Origin of the sequence: Mumia sp. zg.B17, from assembly GCF_019550915.1 — a bacterium.
Taxonomy (GTDB): Bacteria; Actinomycetota; Actinomycetes; order Propionibacteriales; family Nocardioidaceae; genus Mumia.
In genome coordinates this window covers 1-16,949 of sequence record NZ_JAHWCI010000010.1, presented here as the reverse complement: position 1 = coordinate 16,949, position 16,949 = coordinate 1, and the positions used below count along the sequence as shown (strand labels likewise).

Genomic DNA, 16,949 nt, shown 5'->3' with positions numbered 1-16,949 from the left:
CGCCGAGGCGTCGGTTTCGTCGACGACCCGTTCTCACGCGCGCGTGACGCTGCGCCGGAGCGCCTGGGCAGGGAGCCAGCGCGACGGGCGTGAGGCCCGGCTGCCCGGCTCAGGCTTGGAACACGTGCGCGGGATCGTACGCGGCGCGGACGGCGGCGAGCCGTGCGCGCACGCCTGCCGGCCAGGTCCGTGCCTCCTCGTCGGGATCGCGTGGGTCGGCCATCCAGTTGGGCGTCAGGTGCGGAGAACGCCACGGCGCCACCGTCTCCTCCACCCGGGCGAACACGCTCGGCAGGACCTCTCCGAAGAGGGCCGGGTCAGGAGCTCCCAGCATCGTCAGCGTGTAGTCGAAGTCTCGGAACCCGACGGCATCGGTCCCGGAGGTCTCCACCGCCGTCGCGGCGCCCACGTGGCGGATCTCCAGCCCCATGATCGGCAGGTCGCTGCCCGGGCCAGCCAGCGCGAGCACGGCCTCGGCGAAGTCGCGGTCGACGTGCGTCAGCGTCGCTCCGCGGAGGAAGGACGGGCCGGGCTGGGTGGGATCGTTCGTGATCCGTGCGACGTCGGCCAGCGGGAGCGGTCCAAGGTCGTCGAGATAGACCGACCCCAGCTCGCGCAGCGGCTCGCTCAGGGCCGCTCCGTCGTCCTCGGGACCGGGATACGCCACGTGGAGCGCGAACAGGTGCTTGCCCCGCATCGGCGACGGGACGACCTCGAGGTCGGGGAAGCGGACGATGAGCCCGCTCGTCGTGACGTCGGTCGGTGCCGTGGTCGTCCAGTCGAGCCAGCGCGCGTACGGCTCGGTGCTCTCCTCGAGGTCGAAGAAGAGGGTGCCCGCGTAGAGCGACGGCACCTCCGCCAGCGCGAGCGTGATCTCGGTGACCACTCCGAGTCCGGTCTTACCGCCGCGCAGGGCCCAGTAGAGCTCGGTGTCGCCGTACGACGACGCGTCGACCACCTCCCCGTTGCCTGTGACGACCCGCGCCGAGACCACGTGGTCCGACCCGAAGCCGTGGCTGCGTGCCAGCGGGCCGAGGCCCCCGCCGACGAGAAAGCCGACCACGCCGACGTTGGTCGAGGACCCCGTGACCGGTGCCAGACCGTGCTCGGCCGCCGCGGCGACGACATCGGCCCAGCGCGTGCCGCCCCCCACCTTCGCGATCCGCGCGGCGGGGTCGATCGCGACCGACGAGAGCCCGCCGAGGACAAGGAGGATGCCGGTCTCGTACGCGGCGTGCGCACCGTGCCCGGTCGTGTGGAGGTGGATCGGGACTCCCTCCGCGGCGGCGAAGCGGACGGTCTGCAGCACGTCCTCCTCGGTCGCCGCGTGGACCACCGCGTCGGGGTCGTGCTGGACGGTCAGGTTGAACGCGGTCGCGCCGGCGGTGTGGTCTGGCTCGTCCCGAGTGGTCAGCGTCCCGGTCAGGCGGTCCGCCAGTGTCGAGTAGTCGGTCATGAGGTCGTGCTCCTTCGTCGTTCCCGAACGTGTCTCTCACCAGTACGACGACACAGCGACACAGTGTGTGAGATTTGTCGGTCGAAAAGGTCAGGATCGACTCATGGACCTGGCGCCTGGAGGGAGTGACGCTCAGCGGTCGACGCCGGTGAGCTCGATCGCCATCTGGCCGATCGCCTGGATCGCCTCGTCCGCATCGTCATAGGCGTAGCCCCGTGTGCAGACGGCCAGCACCAGAGCGCCCGGGCCGGGTTCTCCGAGGTAGGCGACGTCGTGCCGGATCGCGTCCACCGATCCTGACTTGCTGCCCCATGGCAGCCCGGCGGGTGCACCGGCGGCGATCTGCGGATCCTGCTGGCGTGCGAGCATCTCGGTCATCAGGCGGGTTCCCTCCGGGCCGGCGAGACGACCCGACACGATCGCCGCCATCAGCGTGGCGAGGTCGGCCGGCGTGACGACGTTGCTCGCCCCGTGCTCCCGTGCGGCGACCTGGTCTCCGAACTGCCGCGCCATCAGACTCTCGTGGGCGCCGGCATCGGCGAGGACCTTCGCGATCGCCTCCAGCCCGACCCGCTCGACGACCATGTTGGTCGCCTCGTTGGAGGAGACCACGATCATCCGCTCGAGGACGTCGCGCAGCGGCATCGGGTCTCCGGGCGGGGCCATCCCGTGGTCGACGTCGTCGGGGACCAACCGGTAGTCGGGGGCCTCGGGCACCTGGCTGCTGAACGTGTCTCGGCTGATCAGCGTGTCGTCGAGGGCGAGGTCCCCGGACTCGACGAGGCGGACGGCGGCGACCAGCGGTGCCAGCTTGATCGTGCTCGCGGCATAGAACCGCTCCGTGGGACGGCGTTCGGCGAGCACCTCCCCGGAGGCCGTGGCCAGTCGGTACGCGATCACCGGTGTGCCGTCGCTGTAGGTGGCTCGCAGCGACATCTCAGACCTCCGTCCGCAGTGCCGCCGCCCGGACGACGTCGGCGAAGGCCGTGACCAGCCCGCGTGACTGACGCTCGTTGTCGTCGGCGTCGGCCTCCGCAGACTCCATCAGCGCCACGCGGTCGTAGCCGTCGGCCGCGAGAGCCGCCTCGTCCCACTGGGCGAGCCGCTCAGGGCCGACCTCGGGATGGAACTGCACCCCCCAGGCGCACACGCCGACGCGGAAGGCCTGCACGCGGCAGACCTCGCTGGTGGCCAGAAGGTCGGCGCCCGCGGGGAGCGCGGTGATGCTGTCGCTGTGGTTCTGGATCATGAGCAGCCGGCCTTCATCGGCGAACCCGCCGAACACCGGGTCGTCCGCCGCGACGGGCAGCAGGTCGACCGAGCAGGATCCGCGCTCGGTCTCACCGGAGCGCTCAGTCACCTCGCCACCCGCGCAGAGGGCGAGGAGCTGGGCACCGAGGCAGATGCCCAGCAACGGCACCTCTCGCTGCAGCGACTGCACCGTCAGCCTGCGTTCGTGCGGGAGCCAGGGCGCATGGTCGTCGGCGTCGGGCATGAACCCGCCGCCGAGCGTGACGAGGCCGCCGTACCCGTCGAGCGTCGCCGGCAGCTCGCTCCCGGCGAGGACGACGGGGACGACTCCCGCCTCCTTGAACCAGTCGAGGAGGCGGCCGGCGTGGCTGGTCGGCGAGTTCTGGACGACGAGGACCCTCGGACCCTCGGCGTCGGGCAGCTCAACGGCGGGCGACATCGGCGGCGAAGTGGCAGGCGGCGTGATGATCGGGGGACTCCTGGGGGGCGAGCTTCGGCCGGTCGTTGCGGCAGACGGCGGGGACCGGTCGCCCGTCGGGGCGTTCGGCGTCGACGCTGCCCTCGATCAGCGGGGCCAGCCAGCAACGGGTGTGGAAGTGGCAGCCGGTCGGCGGATCGAGCGGAGAGGGGACGTCGCCCTCGAGCATGATCTCGAGGCCGTCGTCTCGGCGGGTCGGGTCCGGAACCGGCACCGCCGACATGAGAGCCCGGGTGTAGGGGTGGTGAGGGCGCTCGTAGACCTCGTCGTCGGTCCCGCTCTCGACCACCCGCCCGAGATACATCACCGCGACCTCGTCGGCGATGTGACGCACGACCGAGAGGTCGTGGGCGATGAAGAGGTACGAGAGGCCGAGGTCGTCCTGGAGCTCCTCGAGCAGGTTGATGACCTGCCCCTGGATGGAGACGTCCAGAGCCGACACCGGCTCGTCGCACAGCAGGATCCGAGGGCGTACGGCGAGGGCGCGCGCGATCCCGATCCGCTGACGCTGCCCGCCCGAGAACTGGTGCGGGTAGCGGTGGACATGGTCGGGATTGAGCCCGACGCGGTCGAGGAGCTCGCGCACCGCCTTCCCCCGGTCACCCGCCGGAGCCATGTCGGGATGGATGGCGAACGCCTCGCCGACGATCTCGCCGATCGACATGCGCGGGTTCAGCGACGTGTAGGGGTCCTGGAACACCATCTGGATGGTGCGGCGCAGCGCGCGGCGTTCGGCGCGTCCGACGTCGGTGACGTCACGACCGTCCACGAGGATCTGCCCGCGGGTCGGCTTCTCGACGCCGACCAGAACCTTGGCGAGCGTCGACTTGCCTGACCCCGACTCGCCCACCAGGCCGAGCGTGCGTCCCTTGCGCAGCGTCAACGAGACGCCGTCGACGGCCTTCACCTCACCGATCTGCCGCTTGAGCACGACGCCGCGACGCACCGGGTAGTGCTTGGCGAGGTCGCGGACCTCCAGCACCACGTCAGCCTCGGGCATCGTTCATCACCTCCTCGGCGAAGTGGCAGGCGGCGGTCCTGTCGTAGGGGAGCGGGATCGACGGGGGTGGCGGGTCCACCCGGCAGATGTCCTCGGCGCGCTCGCAGCGCGGGTGGAACGGGCAGCCGTCCGGCACGCTCGTGGGGTCGGGCGGGCGCCCGGGGATGACGGCGAGCCCGGCACCCTTCTGGTCCAGACGGGGGATCGAACGCAACAGAGCGCGGGTGTAGGGGTGCGCGGGTGCGGCGTACACGTCGAAGACCGACGCCTGCTCGACGGCGCGACCGGCGTACATCACCGTGACGTCGTCGGCGACGTTGGCCACGACGCCCATGTCGTGGGTGATCAGGACCAGGCCCATCTGCCGCTCTGCCTGGATCTCGCCGAGCAGCCGCATGATCTGCGCCTGGACGGTGACGTCGAGCGCGGTCGTCGGCTCGTCGGCGATCAGCACCTCCGGATCGAGCGCGAGGGCCATCGCGATCATCACCCGCTGGCGCATGCCGCCGGAGAACTGGTGCGGGTACTCCTTCACCCGCTGCGTCGCGTGCGGGACCTGGACCAGGTCGAGCAGCTCGACGGCCTGCTTGCCGGCATCACGACGCGACAGCCCGCGGCGCGCTCGGAGCGCCTCGGTGAGCTGCCAGCCGACGGTGTGGACCGGGTTGAGCGAGGCCAGCGCGTCCTGGAACACCATGGCGACGTGCTCGCCGCACACGGCCCGATGCCTCGCCGGCCCGAGGCCGAGCAGATCCTCGCCCTTGAACCGGATCAACCCGCGGACGATCCGCGCCGGAGGCATCTGGAGCAGGCCCATCACGGCCAGAGAGCTGACGCTCTTGCCGCTTCCGGACTCACCGACGATCGCCATCGTCCGTCCCGGGGTGACCGAGTAGGAGAGGCCGTCGACAGCGCGGACGACGCCGTCGGGGGTCGTGAACTCGACGGCCAGGTCCTCGACCTCGAGGAGGGGAGTCGTCGTCGCGGGAACCTGATCGGTCACGTCAGCCCTCACTTCAGCTTGGGATCGAGCGCGTCGCGGAGGTTGTCGCCGATCACGACGAAGGAGAGAACGGTGGCCATCAGACAGCCGAGGGGGAAATACAGCAGATAGCGGGATCCGCCGGTGAACCACTGCGCGCCTTCCTCGATCATGATTCCCCAGCTGACCGCCGGCGGGCGCACACCGATGCCGAGGAAGGCGAGCACCGCCTCATAGCTGATCACCGCGGCGATCGCGGTGGGGATGAGGGCCGTCACGGTGCCGATCGCGTTGGGCAGCACGTGTCTGACCATGATCCGGAGGTCGGAGGCGCCGAGGACGCGTGCCGCCGTCACGTAGTCGAGGTTCTTGGCCTCGAGGACGCTCGCCCGGACGTAGCGCGTGTAGCCCATCCACGCGAACATCGTGAGCACGATCGCCGGCTGTGCGATCGTCGCGAGCTGGCTGCTGCCGAGGTCGACGTTGCGGAAGAGCGACAGCAGCAGGATGGCCGCCAGCAGGAGCGGGATCACGAGGAACACCTCGACGACGCGTGAGATGACGGCGTCGACCCAGCCGAGGTAGTAGCCCGAGACCGTGCCGAGGGTGACGCCGATCAGCACGGAGACGCTGACGACGATGACCGCCAGCAGCAAGGACGGTCGCGTGGCGTGGACCAGCTGTGCCAGCACGTCGCACCCGTACGCGTTGGTGCCGAACGGGTGGGCGCCCCCGAACCACTGCGGAGGGATGCGCGCGTCGGCGATGTCGCAGCGCTGCGGGTCCTTGCGCGTGAAGAGGAACGGGAAGAGAGCGACCAGCAGGAAGAAGGCGGCGACGACGGTCGCGAGGATCACGTCGGGGCGCCGGCGGAGGCTGCGGAATGCCTCCGCCCACAGCGAGCGGGGCGGGAGGCCCGTGTCGGTCTCCTCCGCGATCAGGGCGGAGACGCTGGGGTCACTCATAGCGGATCCTCGGGTCGAGTGCGGCGTAGACGATGTCGACGACGATCATCACCACGATCGTGACCACGGCCAGGAGGGTGACGATGCCGATCACGACGGCGACATCGCTGTCCTGCACGGCCCTCCAGAGGACACCGCCCATCCCGTAGATGTTCATCATGCCCTCGGTGATGACCACGCCCGCGAGGGCTTCGGTGAAGACGATGCCGACCGCGGTCGCCACCGGGATCGAGGAGTTGCGGACGACGTGGTGCAGGGTCACGTGGCGCTCCGTCAGGCCCTTGGACCGTGCCGTGCGGACGTGCTCGGCCTGATAGTTCTCGAGCTGTGCGGCGCGGACCACACGGATGAACGCGGCCGAGCCCGCGAGGCCGAGCAGGATCCCCGGGACGATGATCGTCGCCCACGGGTTCTCGGGGGAGAATGACGGCTTGAAGAGGAGGGCGGGCAGGCTGTCGGGACCGAACGTGTCCTTGGCCCAGTTGCTCAGCGGCACGGCGAACACGTAGCGATAGATCAGCAGCATCACGAACACGGGCAGGGCGTCGATGAGGATCGACAGGCCGCGGATGCCGTGGTCGCTCAGGCGGCCACGACGGCGGGCGGCGATCGAGCCGAGCGTCATCCCGATCACGGCCCATGTCACGGTGACCACCGCGAACAGCTTGAGCGTGTTGGGGGCGGCGGTGCCGACGATGTCGCTCACGGGTCGGCCGCGCAGGTTCTCTCCGAGGTCCCCCTGCGCGTAGGAGCCCAGGCGGTCGACGAACGGTCCGAGGCAAGGGTTGCCGGTCTGGTCGTAGCACGGGTCGTCGAGCCCGTACCGCTTCTCCACCGCCGCCAGCTGTGTCGGGCTCGGCGTGCGCTCGCCGAAGAAGGCCAGGGCAGGGTTGCCGTTGAGCTGGATGGCGAGCGTCGTCAGGACGTGGAGCAGGAAGACCACGAGGACGAGGGTCAGGAAGCCCTGCAGCACGCGCCGCACGATGTATCGACCCACGCCGTCCTCAGCTCCTCGTCATGATCGCCGCGTCGCGGCACGTGTCGGGTGGCCGGCGCCGTGTCGACGCCGGCCACCCCAGGACTCGGTCACCGTCAGTCGGTGACCTTCACCAGCCTGAGCTCGACCTCGCCGCTGAACGGGTCGAGGACCACGTCGTCGAGACGGTCGCTGTAGAACATGACGTTGTTGCCGAACGCGACCGGAGCGGAGGCCATGTCGGAGGCGATGACCTTCTCCGCCTCCTGATACTTCGTGACGGCCGCCTCGAGGTCCGGAGCCGCGTCGCCCTCCTTGATCAGCTTCTCGAACTCGGCGTTGTAGTAGCCGAAGTTCTCGTTGCCCTTCTTGGGGTCGCCGCTGCCGTAGACCGGGGCGAGGTAGTTCTCGTTGAGCGGGTAGTCCGCGAACCAGTTCGCCCGCATGATGCCGGTGAAGTCACGCGCCGTGCGGCGGTCGAAGTAGTCCGGTGTCGGGTCGAGCTGGTAGGGGATGCCCAGGTTGAGCTGGATCGAGTCTCCGACGGCCTTGAAGATCGCCTCGCTCTCGGGGTCTTCGCCGAGGTGGATCGTGAGCTTCTTGCCCTTGGGCCAACCGCCGGCCTTCTTGAGCGCGGCCTTCGCTGCGGCCGGGTCGAAGGTGCAGAACTCGCAGGTCCCGGCGACGCCGCCGGGAACGCCGTCCGGGACGACCCAGCTGTCGGCGGCGACGAAGCGGCCGGGGGCGACCTTCTCGATGATGGAGTCACGGTCGATCGCCATCGAGATGGCCTTGCGGAACTCGATGTCGTCGAACGGCTTGCCGAGGTACATCGGGAACCCGACGTAGCTCAGCGCCGCGCCCGGACCCTCGACCATGCGGGAGGAGAGCGCGGGGTCGTTCGCGGCGCGGTCCCACTCCGCCGGGGGCGGGAAGGTGGCGTCAAGATCGCCGGCCTCGAAGTCGGCCCAGTCGGAGTCGCCGGAGTACTCCCTCCACTCGATCCTGTCGTAGTCAGGGGTCTCCTCACCGCTGTAGTCGGCCCACCTGACGGCAGTCAGGCTCTGGCCCTGGTCCCACTCCTCGATCTCGAAGGGGCCGTTGCCGATGGGCTTGGTCGCGCAGGCGTCGACGTCGTCGAGGCACTCCTGGGCGACGGGGAAGAACCCGGTGTAGCCGAGCATGGTCGAGAAGCCGGCGAACGGGGCTTTGAGGGTGACCTCGAGGGTGCCCGGGTCCACGACCTTGATGCCCGAGAGCTCCTTGGCGGTCGGCTCTTCGCCCTGCATCGCGTCGTAGCCGGCGAAGCGCTCGAAGAAGTAGTAGTTGCCCATCGCGTTCGGGCCGTACGCGGCGTAGTTCCACGCCCGGGCGAACGCCTCCGCGTCGACCGGTTCGCCGTTCTGGAACTCGAAGCCGTCCTTGATCTTGATCGTCCACACCCTGTTGTCGGTGGTGCTGACGTCCTCGGCGACGTAGTTATAGGGCTTCGTCGTCTGGGGGTCGTAGCGCACGAGACCGTCGTAGACCACGTCGAGCACGCTGATGTTGTCGCCGACGTTGGAGTCCATCGGCAGGAGCGTCTCGACGTCCTGACTCAGCGGCAGGCGGATCGTCGCGCCACCGTCTCCCTCGTCGTCGTCGCCGCCTCCGCAGCCGGTCACCACCAAGGCCAGGGCTGTCAGCCCCGCGGCCAGTCGAGCCATCTTCACTGTGTGCCTCCCAGAGTGCGCCCCCTCGGCCAAGGCGGCTGGGTCGATCCTGCCGCACGCGACCGGCGAGACGATACAGCCGTGACGAATCTGTGACCAGGGTGTCCGAGGAGGTTACGAACCGGATACCGATCCGAGATCGTTCAGAATCATGGTGATTCTGGGGGAAGACTTCCAGGAAACCATACGTAAGAGCGTTCCCTCCGGTGCTGTTGCCGCGCCGCCTGTCGCCCCGCAGGGGCTCGCGGTGAACGTCCTGAAGGGAATACCGCTGCTCCGGTAGGGTTGACCAGGACGGACTCCTGTCCGAGCCCGCCCCCGTACGGAGGATTGATGAAGAGCAACAACCCCGTCTTTGCCCGCAGCGACGAGTTCAACGGTCGCGCCGCCCGGCCCGGCACCGCGCCTACCGGATACACGGACCCCAGCACGTGGCAGATCGGTCAGTCCGATGGCTACGACGGCGGCTCTGGTCAGGGGCCGCACAGCACCGCCGTCGCCGATCGCATGACGATCGACTCGGTCGTCCAGAAGACCGCTCTGACGATCGGCCTGACCGCGCTCAGCGCCGCCGTCGTGTGGTTCATGATCGGCGACATCTCGGCCGACCAGAGCAAGCTCGCGACCGCCTTCGCGCTCGCCACGGGCGGCGCGATCATCGGCTTCGTCCTGGCAATGGTGAACTCCTTCAAGAAGGTCATCAGCCCGCCGCTCGTCCTCGCGTATGCGGTCGTCGAGGGCGTCTTCGTCGGTGCCCTCTCGAAGGTCGTCTCCTCCTACGTCGGTGACCCCGGCATCGTCGCGCAGGCCGTCCTCGGCACGATCGCCGCATTCGCCGGCACGCTGTTCGTCTACCGCTTCTTCAACATCAAGGTCACGGACAAGTTCCGCCGAGGCGTGACCGCCGCGCTGTTCGGCTTCATGGCCGTCATCCTGCTCAACTTCGTGCTGAGCTTCTTCGGCGCCGACTTCGGCATCCGCGACTTCTCGATGCTCGGCCTGATCGTCAGCTGCATCGCCGTCGTCCTCGGTGTGCTGTGCCTGATCCTCGACTTCGACTTCGTCGAGAACGGCATCAAGGCCGGTCTCCCGGAGCGCGAGTCCTGGCGCGCCGCGTTCGGACTGACGGTCACGCTGATCTGGCTCTACATCGAGATCCTGCGCATCCTCGCGATCCTGCGCGGAGACAACTAGCAGGTCGGACCTCCGGCGCCCCGTCCCTCGTCAGAGGGGCGGGGCGCTCCCCTTTCCCCTCGCGGGTCACTCTCTGGCGCTCGCGGGTCACTCTCCGGCCCTCGCGGGTCACTCCCTGGCGATCGACGATCAGGGCGATCGGCGTACGACCCGCAGTGCGGCCCAACGCCCCCGCGGGCCGCGTTCGGCGCCGCCGACCTGCGTACGGGAGACCTCGGTGCCGGCGGTGTCGGCCGCCTCGGCAGCGGCGAACGATATGGGCAGCACGACGCCCTCAGGGAAGGCGGCGGACTCCTCGTCCTCGTCCCACACGCCTGCGGCCACCGCGACGGACGGCAGCATCGCGGCGACCATGCTGGCATAGCCGGTCGCCGACGGGTGGAAGCGGTCGTCACCGAACATCTCGGTCGGCGCGCTCCAGAAGTCGCGTTGCAGCAGGTCGCTCAGCGACACCGCGCGCCCTCCGGCCTCGACCACCGTGATGACCTGGGCGGCGGCCAGCCTCCGGCTGAACTGGCGGGCGATCAAGCGCAGCGGCTGCGGCAGGGGGCGGACGGAGCCGAGATCGGGGCACGTCCCGACGACGACCTCGCACCCGTGCTGGCGCAGGGCCCGCACCGCTTCACCCAGCGCGGCGACCGCGCCGGAGATCGCGTTGACGTTGCTCACGTGGGTGACGTCGTTGGCGCCGATGACGATCGCCGCGACGTGGGGCCTCGTCGGCAGGGCGAGCTCGACCTGCTCCGCGAGATCGGCCGAGACAGCGCCGACCACGGCCTGGCTGGTCACCTCGACCGGACGCCCGGCAATCTGGGACAGCCCGGCACCGATGAGGGAAGGAGGAGTGTCCTCGGCCCGCGTCATCCCGTAGCCGACGCCCGTGGAGTCGCCGAGCATGACGAACCGCAGCGGGTCTCCGGGCAGATCGGCACCGTAGACACCGTCGGGGGAGGGAGGGCGTTCGTCGCTGACCCCGATCGCACGGCGTGCGAGTCCGGCCTGCATCTTGAGGAGCCCGACGGCGCTGCCCCCCAGCACCCCGACACCGCCGCCTCCGACGATGGCGGCGGCGGCCAGCCTGCGCGCTGCTCGTGCCCGGGTCATCGACTCACACCATCATCCCCTTCGCTGTGCTCGCCTTCGCGAGGGTTCCCTAGACTGAGGGTGTGGACTACGCTAACGCGCTGCTTGACCTCGTCGGTGACACACCGCTGGTCAAGCTCAGGAGAGTGACCGACGACGCACCCGGCCTCGTGCTGGCCAAGGTCGAGTACTTCAACCCGGGCGGGAGCGTGAAGGACCGCATCGCCCCCCGGATGGTCGAGGCCGCCGAGGAGTCCGGCGAGCTCAAGCCGGGCGGCACGATCGTCGAGCCGACCAGCGGCAACACCGGGGTGGGCCTCGCGATGGTCGCCCAGGAGAAGGGCTACCACTGCGTCTTCGTGTGCCCCGACAAGGTGAGCGAGGACAAGCGCAACGTCCTTACGGCGTACGGCGCCGAGGTCGTCGTGTGCCCGACGGCGGTGCCGCCGGAGCACCCGAGCTCCTACTACTCCGTCTCGGACCGCCTGGTCCGCGAGATCGACGGCGCGTGGAAGCCCAACCAGTACGCGAACGAGAACAACCCCCGCACGCACTACGAGACGACCGGGCCTGAGGTGTGGGCACAGACCGAGGGCCGCATCACGCACTTCGTCGCCGGCATCGGGACGGGTGGGACGATCTCGGGCACGGGCCGCTACCTCAAGGAGGTCAGCGACGGGCGGGTCCAGATCGTCGGCGCCGATCCGCACGGGTCGGTCTACTCCGGCGGGACCGGTCGCCCGTACCTCGTCGAGGGCGTCGGTGAGGACTTCTGGCCTGACACGTACGACCGTGACATCTGCGACCGCATCATCGAGGTGAGCGACGCCGACTCGTTCGCGACGACGCGACGTCTCGCCCGCGAGGAGGCCATGCTGGTCGGCGGCTCGTCGGGCATGGCGGCCGCCGCGGCCGTGCGCCTTGCGAAGGAGCTGAACGATCCTGAGGCAGTGATCGTGGTGCTGCTGCCCGACGGCGGCCGGGGCTACCTGACCAAGGTCTTCGACGACGAGTGGCTCTCCCGCTACGGCTTCCTCACCCCGCCCCGGGGTGAGCGGACGGTCGGTGACCTGCTTCGCGACAAGGACGGGCGCCTCCCCGACCTCGTGCACACGCACCCGCACGAGTCGGTCGCCGAGGCGGTCAAGATCCTCAGGGAGTACGGCGTCTCGCAGATGCCGGTCCTGCTGGCCGAGCCGCCGATCCGTGCCGCAGAGGTCGCGGGAGCGGTCAGTGAGCGCGACCTGCTCGACAAGCTGTTCCACGGAGTCGCGTCGCTCTCCGACATGGTCGAGGAGCACATGGCGCCGCCGCTGCCCAGCGTGGGAGCCGGTGAGCCGGTCGAGGAGGCCGTCGGCGAGCTCGAGAACGCCGATGCGGTCGTCGTCCACGAGGACGGGGATCCGGTCGGCGTGCTGACCCGTCAGGACCTCCTCGGGTACGTCGCCACGCTCTGACCCTCCAGCCCTCTGGCCCCCGACCCGGCTCCCGTGTGCCGGTTCGTCCCATCTGGGGCAGGATGCCCGTTATGGGTGCGTGAGTGCGTCACGCATGGGCCGGGTTGGGGGATCCATGGGCGGCAAGGAATTCTGGAACAAGCGGTCGGGTCGCTTCGTGGCGTCGGCCGCGGTGTTGTTGCTGATGGGTCTCCTCGGCGCGCCGCCTACGGGTGCGGTGCCGGCCGTTGCGCCTGCGGACGTCCCGCCGGCGACAGGCACCAACGCCGTCATCACGGTCAAGGTGGGCGCCGATCGTGTCGGCACGACCGGCGTCACCAACCTGGCCGGCACCACGCTGCAGCTGTACAACGGCACCACCGCGCCGACGACCCCGGTCGCCGACAGCTGGGCCACGTGTGTCTCGGACGCCGACGGGGACTGCAGCTTCGTCGTCCCCAACACCCAGACCGGGGCGGCCGGATGCCTGGGTGGCGCAGGGGTCAACTGCGACCGGAGGTTCTGGATCGTCCAGACCGACGCGCCCTCCGGCTTCACCGAGAACCCGACCCTCCGTACGGGCAACGGTGATGGGAGCGGGTCGCAGGAGACGCCGTACCGGTTCCGGACGGGCACGACCCTGCGCGCCGGCAACACCTACACCTCGGCCGCCGACTTCATGATCGGTTCGGGAAACACGAACCGTGTGGCGTCCAGCGGCGTCTGGCAGCAGTCCCGGGTCAACCCAGCGCCCGTGCAGCAGTGCGGGCTCGACGTCGCGCTGATCCTGGATCTGTCGGGATCGGTTACTGCTCCTCAGCTCGCGAATCTCAAGGCCGCAGCAGACACCTTCACCGACTCGCTCGTCGGGACGCCGTCGCAGATGGCGCTCTTCTCGTTCTCGACGACCTCACCTGCGCTCGGGGCGACTCAGAACTATCCAGGCCTCGTGCCCGTCTCCACACAGAACGGCGCGGACGACTTCAAGTCGCGGTACACCAGCTGGACCGCCAGTGGCGGCACGAACTGGGACCGCGGGCTGGCGGTCGCAGCGCAATCGTCACCGACGTACGACATCGCGGTCGTCATCACCGATGGTGACCCGACGTACTACTCCCAGCCTGCAGAGGGCCCCGGCAACTTCAACCGACTTCGCGAGACGGAGAACGGGATCTTCTCGGCCAACGCCCTCAAGGCGAAGGGCACGCGGACGATCGCCGTCGGCGTCGGCGCGGGGGTGAGCGACCCGGCCACTCGACTCAACCTGTCGGCGATCTCGGGCCCGACCCGGTACGACGGGACGAACGCGTCGACCGCCGACTACTACCAGGTCTCCAACTACGGGGTTGTGGGTGACGCGCTGCGCGAGCTGGCGCTCGGAGACTGTGCCGGCTCCTTGTCGGTGGTCAAGCAGATCGTCGGCGCCGACGGCGACATCGCCAACGCCACGCCCGGCGGCGCCGGATGGACCTTCGATGCCTCGACCGCGTCGACCGGTGTGACACTGCCGACGACGAGCGCGACGACGGACTCCTCCAGCGCGGTGAACTATCCCATCACCTTCAGCGGCGGCGTGACCTCCGGCGCGATCGAGGTGCAGGAGCAGACTCAGCCGGGGACCGCGCTCTTCCCGGTGGGCGGAGCGAACGCCGTCTGTACGAACCTCGACACGGGCGCGAGCGTGCCCGTCGTCAACGCCGGGGCGGCGGGCTTCACGGTGGACGTGTCGAGCACGGCCGCGGTGAGCTGCACGGTCTACAACCAGGCGGCGGCACCGGCGTCGGTGACGGTGGACAAAGAGTGGGTGATCAACGGCGCCGACCCCGTGCCGGAGGGCAATCAGCCCTCGGGGTTCACTGCTCAGCTGACGCTCACCGGTCCAGGCGACGACCCGGCGACCGACCAGGGGTGGGGGGTCACCCGGACGGGATACGTGGCGGGTGAACAGGTCGTGATCGACGAGGAGGTGACGCTGGAGGCGCCTGCTATCGATCCTGACCTTTGCGAGGTCTCTCCGGGCGAGATCGTGGAGATCGGCGGTGAACCGGTGACGCCGATCCCCCTGGCCGACACCGGGTACGCGGCTGATCTGGTCGAGGGCGCCAACAGCTACACCGTCCGCAACACGGTCGACTGCGAGTCGCGCCTCACGCTCGCCAAGGACGTCGAGGGAAGCGCCGCCCCGACCCTGTGGGACCTGGCCGCCCTTCCCGCTCCCGGCACACCGGCGGGGCAGCTGCCCGGCCCGAGCGGACAGGCCGGAAGCGCCGCGGTCACCGACCAGATCGTCACCGCGGGCATCCCGTACCAGCTCGCCGAGTCCGGCGGCCCTCCGACGTACCTCCAGGTCGACAACCGGACGAACCTGCAGACCTATCCGCTCTCCACGGGCTCGTGGACGTGTATCCGCATCGACGCCGACGGCGGCCAGATCCCCGGCTTCAACGACGGCCTCAACGGCGGCGTCACCGTCCCGATCGCGGAACGCATCAGCTGCACCGCGACCAACCAGACTGGACTCCTCACGCTCGCGAAGGATGTCGTCAACAACTCCGGCGGTACGGCCGTCGCCGCAGACTTCACGCTGCGTGCTGAGCCGAGCCCGGTGCCGGCGGTGCCGGGACTCGCCGACGTCGCGGTGATCGGTGAAGCCCGCGGTGAGGCCCAGTCGGTCGAGGTCCGTCCGAACCATCCGTACACGCTGAGTGAGTCAGGGGTGGAGGGTTACGAGCTCACCGAGCTGCTGTGCTTCGTCGACGGGACGCCGCAGCCAGCAACTGAGGTCGTCGTGCGCGCCGGCGAGAACGTCGTGTGCGTCTTCACCAACACGGACGACCCCGCGCAGCTGACGCTGCGCAAGCTCGTCGACGCCGGCTCGACCGGGGCGACGCAGACACCGGCGGACTGGACGCTGACGGCGACGCCGCAGGACATCCCAGACCAGGACCCGGTCAGCGGCGACGGCGCCGACGGTGTCACTGACGTGAACGTGATCGCCGGGACCTATGACCTGAGCGAGGCCGGCCCGGAAGGGTATGACGCGAGCGACTGGACCTGTGAGGGGACCGGCGGGACGCTCGAGGGCTCTGCCGTCACGCTCGCCAACGGCGCCAGCGTGACCTGCACGATCACCAACACTGCTCGGCCATCGTCGTTGACGCTGGTGAAGGAGGTCGTCAACGACGCCGGCGGCACTGCGGCGCCGACGGACTGGACGTTGTCGGCGACGGGGCCGACCGGGGGCATCTCGGGGGTGACGGGGTCTGCGCCGGTGACGAACAGGGACGTGGCGGTCGGCTCCTACGCCTTGGCCGAGTCTGGGGGACCGGCGGGGTACGGGGCCTCGCAGTGGGTGTGCGTCACGGACGGGACTTCGCTACCCGTGGTCGCAGGATCCGTGTCCGTCGGCCTCGGTGCTGACGTGACGTGCACGATCACGAATGACGATGCGCCGGGCACGTTGACGTTGGTGAAGGACGTGGTGAACGACAACGGTGGGTCGGCGGAGGCGACGGAGTGGACTCTGTCTGCTGATGGGCCGACGCCGATCAGCGGTGTTACTGGCAGTGACGCGGTGACTGGTGCGACGGTGGAGGCGGGTGAGTACGACCTGTCGGAGGTTGACGGGCCGGCCGGTTACGCAGCGTCGGACTGGACCTGCACCGGCGCGACGATCGAGGGTGCGACCGTCTCGGTCGCCAACGGTGGGGACGTGACCTGCACGATCACCAACAACGACGAGCCGGCGAGGTTGACGTTGGTGAAGGCGGTCTTCAACGACAACGGCGGGACGGCGGTGATCGGTGACTGGACGTTGACCGCGACGGGGCCGACGACGATCTCCGGCGTGACTGGTGAGGCGGCCGTGACCGACGCGGAGGTTTCTGCTGGCGCGTACGACCTGTCGGAGTCTGGGCCTGCCGGTTATGACGCGAGCGACTGGATCTGCGGCGGGGGCGGTGTCATCGACGGTGCGAGGATCACCTTGGCCAACGGTGAGGCGGCCACCTGCACGATCGTCAACGACGACCAGCCGGCCACGCTCACGCTGGTCAAGGAGGTCGTCAACGACGACGGTGGTACGGCGGAGCCGACCGACTGGACGGTGGCCGCTGACGGTCCGACGCCACTGTCGGGCGTCACCGGGTCTGAGGCGGTGACCGGTGTGACGGTGAACGCCGGCACCTACCAGCTCGAGGAGTTCGGGCCTTCGGGTTACACCGCGTCGCCGTGGGAGTGCGTCGCCGCGAACACGCAGTTGCCCGTCGACGACGACGGCAGTCTCGCCGTCCCCAACGGCGCGGACGTGACGTGCACGATCACCAACGACGACAATGCTGTGCCGCCGGCGAGCACGTGGACGGTGCTGAAGACGAGTGATCCGCCGTCGGGTTCCACGGTCGATCCTGGTGATGT

The 16,949-nt window shown here is 69.5% G+C and carries 11 protein-coding genes and 1 pseudogene; 3 read left to right on the top strand and 9 right to left on the bottom strand.

Going from position 1 to position 16,949, the window contains the following annotated elements:
• Nucleotides 1-109: 109 nt before the first annotated feature.
• From KV097_RS18480 to KV097_RS18445, 8 genes are all read right to left on the bottom strand, one after another.
• A complete protein-coding gene (locus KV097_RS18480) occupies nt 110-1,456 on the bottom strand; it encodes an FAD-binding oxidoreductase (protein ID WP_220366734.1) in 1,347 nt (448 codons plus the stop codon).
• Between the two features lie 132 nt (nt 1,457-1,588).
• Complete coding sequence (locus tag KV097_RS18475; RefSeq protein ID WP_220343663.1) at nt 1,589-2,392, bottom strand: serine hydrolase; 804 nt, start codon at nt 2,390-2,392, stop codon at nt 1,589-1,591.
• Nucleotide 2,393: 1 nt separating this feature from the next.
• Nucleotides 2,394-3,146, bottom strand: coding sequence for a type 1 glutamine amidotransferase (locus tag KV097_RS18470; RefSeq protein ID WP_220366733.1), 753 nt, complete (start codon nt 3,144-3,146; stop codon nt 2,394-2,396).
• Entirely contained in the window at nt 3,130-4,185 is a 1,056-nt protein-coding gene (locus tag KV097_RS18465) for an ABC transporter ATP-binding protein (protein WP_220366732.1), read from the bottom strand. Before KV097_RS18465 ends, KV097_RS18470 begins: the two co-directional genes overlap by 17 nt.
• Nucleotides 4,172-5,188 (bottom strand): ABC transporter ATP-binding protein, encoded by a 1,017-nt coding sequence (locus tag KV097_RS18460; protein WP_220366731.1) that lies wholly within the window; start codon nt 5,186-5,188, stop codon nt 4,172-4,174. Before KV097_RS18460 ends, KV097_RS18465 begins: the two co-directional genes overlap by 14 nt.
• A gap of 8 nt (nt 5,189-5,196) precedes the next feature.
• Entirely contained in the window at nt 5,197-6,132 is a 936-nt protein-coding gene (locus KV097_RS18455) for an ABC transporter permease (protein WP_220366730.1), read from the bottom strand.
• On the bottom strand, nt 6,125-7,129 hold the full coding sequence (locus KV097_RS19850; protein WP_220343668.1) for an ABC transporter permease: 1,005 nt from the start codon (nt 7,127-7,129) through the stop codon (nt 6,125-6,127). Before KV097_RS19850 ends, KV097_RS18455 begins: the two co-directional genes overlap by 8 nt.
• A 95-nt stretch (nt 7,130-7,224) precedes the next feature.
• Nucleotides 7,225-8,814, bottom strand: a complete 1,590-nt coding sequence (locus KV097_RS18445) for an ABC transporter substrate-binding protein (RefSeq protein WP_220366729.1) — start codon at nt 8,812-8,814, stop codon at nt 7,225-7,227.
• A gap of 339 nt (nt 8,815-9,153) precedes the next feature.
• Between KV097_RS18445 and KV097_RS18440 the strand changes: the two genes are divergently transcribed.
• Nucleotides 9,154-10,014 (top strand): Bax inhibitor-1/YccA family protein, encoded by an 861-nt coding sequence (locus KV097_RS18440; protein ID WP_220343670.1) that lies wholly within the window; start codon nt 9,154-9,156, stop codon nt 10,012-10,014.
• Between the two features lie 129 nt (nt 10,015-10,143).
• Here the strand turns inward: KV097_RS18440 and KV097_RS18435 are convergent, their stop codons facing one another.
• Nucleotides 10,144-11,118: an SGNH/GDSL hydrolase family protein gene (locus tag KV097_RS18435; protein WP_220343671.1), complete on the bottom strand. Its 975-nt coding sequence runs from the start codon at nt 11,116-11,118 to the stop codon at nt 10,144-10,146.
• 62 nt (nt 11,119-11,180) lie between these two features.
• Here KV097_RS18435 and KV097_RS18430 point away from each other — a divergent pair, with 62 nt between their 5' ends.
• The gene (locus tag KV097_RS18430) at nt 11,181-12,554 is read left to right on the top strand and encodes a cystathionine beta-synthase (RefSeq protein WP_220343672.1); all 1,374 of its coding nucleotides are present in this window, start codon (nt 11,181-11,183) and stop codon (nt 12,552-12,554) included.
• Nucleotides 12,555-12,633: 79 nt separating this feature from the next.
• A pseudogene (locus KV097_RS18425) lies at nt 12,634-16,949 on the top strand (VWA domain-containing protein); the annotation flags it as partial.